Source organism: bacterium (genome assembly GCA_037131655.1).
Classification (GTDB): domain Bacteria; phylum Armatimonadota; class Fimbriimonadia; order Fimbriimonadales; family JBAXQP01; genus JBAXQP01.
In genome coordinates, this window is the sequence record JBAXQP010000216.1 from 1 (window position 1) to 4,614 (window position 4,614).

At 44.5% G+C, this 4,614-nt stretch carries 3 protein-coding genes; all 3 read right to left on the bottom strand.

Annotated elements, in window-relative coordinates:
• The coding region (locus tag WCO51_09870; protein ID MEI6513565.1) for a hypothetical protein at positions 1 to 403 on the bottom strand (403 nt) is incomplete at its 3' end.
• Positions 404 to 416: 13 nt separating this feature from the next.
• Positions 417 to 1,238 carry a CBS domain-containing protein gene (locus tag WCO51_09875; protein ID MEI6513566.1) on the bottom strand — a complete coding sequence of 274 codons (822 nt, stop codon included), beginning with the start codon at positions 1,236 to 1,238 and terminating at the stop codon, positions 417 to 419.
• A 138-nt stretch (positions 1,239 to 1,376) separates the two neighbouring features.
• Positions 1,377 to 4,331 carry an HsdR family type I site-specific deoxyribonuclease gene (locus WCO51_09880; GenBank protein ID MEI6513567.1) on the bottom strand — a complete coding sequence of 985 codons (2,955 nt, stop codon included), beginning with the start codon at positions 4,329 to 4,331 and terminating at the stop codon, positions 1,377 to 1,379.
• Positions 4,332 to 4,614: the final 283 nt, after the last annotated feature.

A 4,614-nucleotide genomic window follows, 5' to 3' on the forward strand; every position in this document is an offset into this window, starting at 1 on the left:
TGTTTAGCTCAGATGATTCAAAATTGCTGAGGGCTATGAGTATTTTCAAACCAGCCGTTTCGTTATTCAACGACCGGAGATGTTCTTCAAGTTGCGAGTCATGGAACCAATCAAAGTTCTTCGTTTCTATGTAGACGGCGAAAGATTGCTGCATAATCAGCGCATCAGGAACACTTTTTGGGATGGAAGCGCCATTCGTTGCTTTGTCAGTTTTTGGCTTCTGTTTCTGATTGAACTGAACTCCTACATGATCGCCAAGTTCTGCTCCAACAAGGGTACTCAGGACTTCCGATAGATATTTGGGGTTCTCTTCATAAAGCATTTTTAGCACAAGCAAGCAGTAATTCGTAGTTCGATTCTCTTTTTGCTCGTAACCTGAAAACAAACTGATGTTCTTACTCATTGTTCTGTTCCTTCTATGTCGTGGATTCGTGAAGCATATTGTCTGCAACTTCAATTACCTTATGAAGCCCACTGATGCTCTCTACCAGTTGGGATAGTTCATCCGCACTTCGCAATAGGAGTTTTGTTGTGTGGCAAATCCTAGTTCGCAGGTCGTTTATTCCGTCCTTATCTGTTGAAAGTGCCCAGCCCAATTCTGCCGCCATTATAGTCCCAATACTACACCCATTTATGATGTTAATTAAATCGCTGAAATAGACATGTTCTAGCAGGTCAATTTCCACATCGCCGAAATCCATGTCCTTCTCTATGTTTAATATGCGTTTCCGTCGTGAAACTGATAAAATCGCCAACCAATCTTCGTCACGAGGAAATTCATTTCTTACCAACCTTGCCAACCTTCTCTCGACGCTGGCAATGTGAAGGAATAGGAAGCTGCGTAATGGTTCTTTGTTAAGATCAGCAGCATTTACCAGACCTATTACTTGCTTCTTTGACAGAACAATCTGGAATGGGCATTGGCAAAGCCACATTGGCAAATTTTCTAGCGGGGCATCGGCATCAACAGTGTTTTCTGGTGTGAGATGTTGCATTACGTCTGCTACAAATGATCTTGGAGTGTTGTCAGTTTTAAATATGCCTACAACTTTATCTATATCCCTGACTGGGGCATAATCGAAACCCCTTTCGTTGAGCCGTCCAACAGCAGACTCAATGGTTTCATTAGGCTTAACACAAAAAGCCTCATCAATGGGCGTCATTACATGCCTAACGACAAATGCGGCGGCGATATCCTCATAAGGGGTTGCACTTTTTAACTCCGTTTTAGCATTCATTCCGCAGCCTCCTCGCTACTGACATTAAGCCCCATACGGTACTTAATGTCGTAGTTGATGATGAAATCGAGTTTATTGCAAAATGCATTCTTGTGCGCCAACTTCACTTCATTCCCTCATTTGAAACGGAACTCATTCTCAATAATATTGTTGTATGTATCCGAAAGCTTTATCGAACAGGTCTTGATCCTTCACTTTGTATTTAACGTATATCACCCTGCGCAAGGCTTTTTGAACTTCGCGTTCTCCGGCTTTAGTATTTTGCCAACCTGGGAATCGCACTAATCGAACGATTTCGTCAATATCATTCACAAGGCGCTCAATGACAACGGGAGTATTAACGTCTTTAACCTCAACAAAGAGTTCAGTCAAGGCGGCTTTGGCTTTGGCTTGTTCATCCAATGGACTGACCTGTTGTTCGGCTTTGACAACTTCTTTGGCTATCAACAATAACTCTTTAAGAAAACTTAGGCTGTTTATCAGTCCCTGCTCATGCTTTTGCTTGAGCTGCTCTAACCGTTCACCAAGAGCGATAAATACAGGATTATCCTTGTGTTTTCGAAGGCGCGTAATAATTTTAATTTCGACTTCTTTAGATTTCGTCTTAGGATCATCCGAATCGAGAATGCCTTCCAGCACATCGGCATCCATAATTAACGTTTCCAGATCGTCGCGCACCGTTTCTACTTGAACATTTTCGTGTACAAGTTCAATGGTTTTTGCGCCTAGAACATGCCAAAGTAGTTTCCCATTCCCACTTGGTGGTTTAACCGATTCGTAAACGTAGGTCAGCCATTTATAATCGGTTTCATATAGTCTTAAACAAGGGTCGGGGGAAAGTGCCTCCCATAATCGGGAGAGTACAGAGTACTCCGCTGCGAAAAGGTCTCTTATGTCATTGTCAGGTAAGCAATCTTGTGCTGCAATTAAACCTTCATAGCCGCCAACTGTGCGATCCACCTTTGGAAAGAAGACCAGGCACTTTGCAACTTGACTAGGCAATTCCTTTTTTAGATTATCAAGGTTGGTAATGACTCTTTGGACGGCTTTTTCATCAAAGTTTAGGGCAGTGGCCACATCATCAAATATGCCAAGATAATCGACGATCAATCCGTGGGTTTTGCCCGAATAGATACGATTTGTGCGACAGATAGCCTGCAACAGATTGTGGTCTTTTATCGGCTTGTCTAAATACATCACCTGTAATATTGGCGCATCAAAGCCCGTTAGTAGTTTAGCGGTAACAATCAGAAATGTGAGAGGGTCATTGGGATCGCGGAAGCGGTCAAGAAGCTTTTCTTCCTCGTCTTTTGAGAGTTTCCATTCCGCATATTCATCCGCCTTGCCGCCTTGTGTACTCATGACGATTGCAGATGCTTCAGGTCCAACCAGTTCATCCATAACTTTCTTGTAGAGCACGCAACATTCCCTGTCGAAGGTGACAACCTGCGCTTTAAAACCAGTTGGTTCTATTTTTGCTTGGTAATGGTTCACGATATGCTGACAAATAGCCTTTACACGAGCGGGAGCCTTGATCAGAACTGCCATTTTTGCGGCTCGCTTGGCAAGATCATCGCGGTCCTGTTCAGAGAGTTCATCCGTTATCTGCTTATACGTTTCATCTATAACGGCTTTGTCAATATGGAGTCTTACATCCACGGCTTCAAAATGCAGAGGGAGAGTGGCTTTATCGCGAATGGACTCCTGGAAGGAGTAGCGGCTCATATAGCCTTGCTCATCTTCATCAGCGCCAAATGCCCAAAACGTATTACGGTCACGCTTATTGATGGGGGTACCCGTGAGACCGAAGAGGAACGCGTTTGGTAGCGCATCACGCATCTTACGTCCTAAGTTGCCTTCTTGAGTTCGATGTGCCTCGTCTACCATCACGATGATGTTTGAGCGGTCATTCAGTTTCTCATCTGCCTCAGCGAACTTGTGGATAGTCGTGATAATGATCTTGCGGGTATCGGCAGCCAGCATGCTTTGTAGTTCTTGTCGGGTAACAGCACCAGTCATGTTCGGGATATCGGTTGCGTTAAAGGTGGCTGTGATTTGGGTGTCCAAGTCAATACGGTCCACCACTATCATCACCGTTGGATTCTTTAGTTTAGGATGCATGCGCATCTTTTGAGCAGCAAACACCATCAGTAGCGATTTACCTGATCCCTGGAAATGCCAAATAAGACCCTTCTTGGGATAACCATTCACCACACGAGAGACCATCAGGTTTGCCGCTTCATACTGCTGGTAACGAGCGATGATCTTGATACGCTGATGTTTCTTATCGGTGGCAAATAGGGTGAAGTTTTGAAGTATGTCTAATATTACATGCGGCTGGAGGATCGATAATAGGGAGCGTTTTACATCGGCGAGCGTTCCCTCTGACTTGTTATCAGGTTCATGCCAGGGTCCCCAGAGATCAATTGGCATGCGCACTGAGCCATATCGGAAACATTTTCCTTCTGTGGCGAACGAAAAGACATTCGGAACAAACATCTGAGGTACGACTTGCTCATAAATACTGTGAATATCGCTGGCTCCGTCAACCCATGTAACAGCAGGTCTCACAGGGGTTTTGGCTTCACCAATAACAACAGGAATGCCGTTAATTAACAGCACGATATCAAGCCGTTTGCCGCCTTCCTTTGACGGATAAACCCACTGATTGGTCACCACATAGTCGTTATTACAGAGGTTATTAAAGTCGATTAGGTGTACCTGTGTATGCTCGCCACGTTCACCAAAAGGCATGGTTTTTTCGCCACGTAACCATTCAGCAAATATCTCGTTGGCTCTTACTAGCCCTTCGCCCTGCACAGTCATAGGGATTGCTCTTAAGCGGTAAAGCACTTCGTCAGCGCGGTCAGGTTGCTCTTTGATTTCAGGGTTTAAACGGATTAGGGCATCTCGAACCATCGGCTCTACGAACACATCGGAAAACTGTCTTGAAATCTCCTCTGCTGGGATATACTGCCAGCCCTTGATGCCGCCAGCGTATAACTCTTGTACTTCCGGGATGAGGTTTTCTAACACACTGTTATTAAGCGTGTCGAGAACCATCTTTTCAATAGTGTTTTCTTCGTTAAACATGGCATTCATCACCTAGAAGGCTTTTATTAAGAAACTTGCGCAACGTACTCTCCCTGAGACAAGTGGTTTTCAGTAGTTCGGTTCGATGGTGATAATCTAGTAGTTCATTAACTATTCGTTGTTGGTCGGAAAGGGGGAGGAGGGGTATTCTGATTGTTCGTAGATCATGTCCAGTAATCCCAGCAACAGTCGTGAAGCTTCTTATTGACCGGATGAGTTTAGTCCCTTCGAAACTGTTAAGCCAACAGTATACATATGCCGCTATCGCTTGAGCAGGATCGAA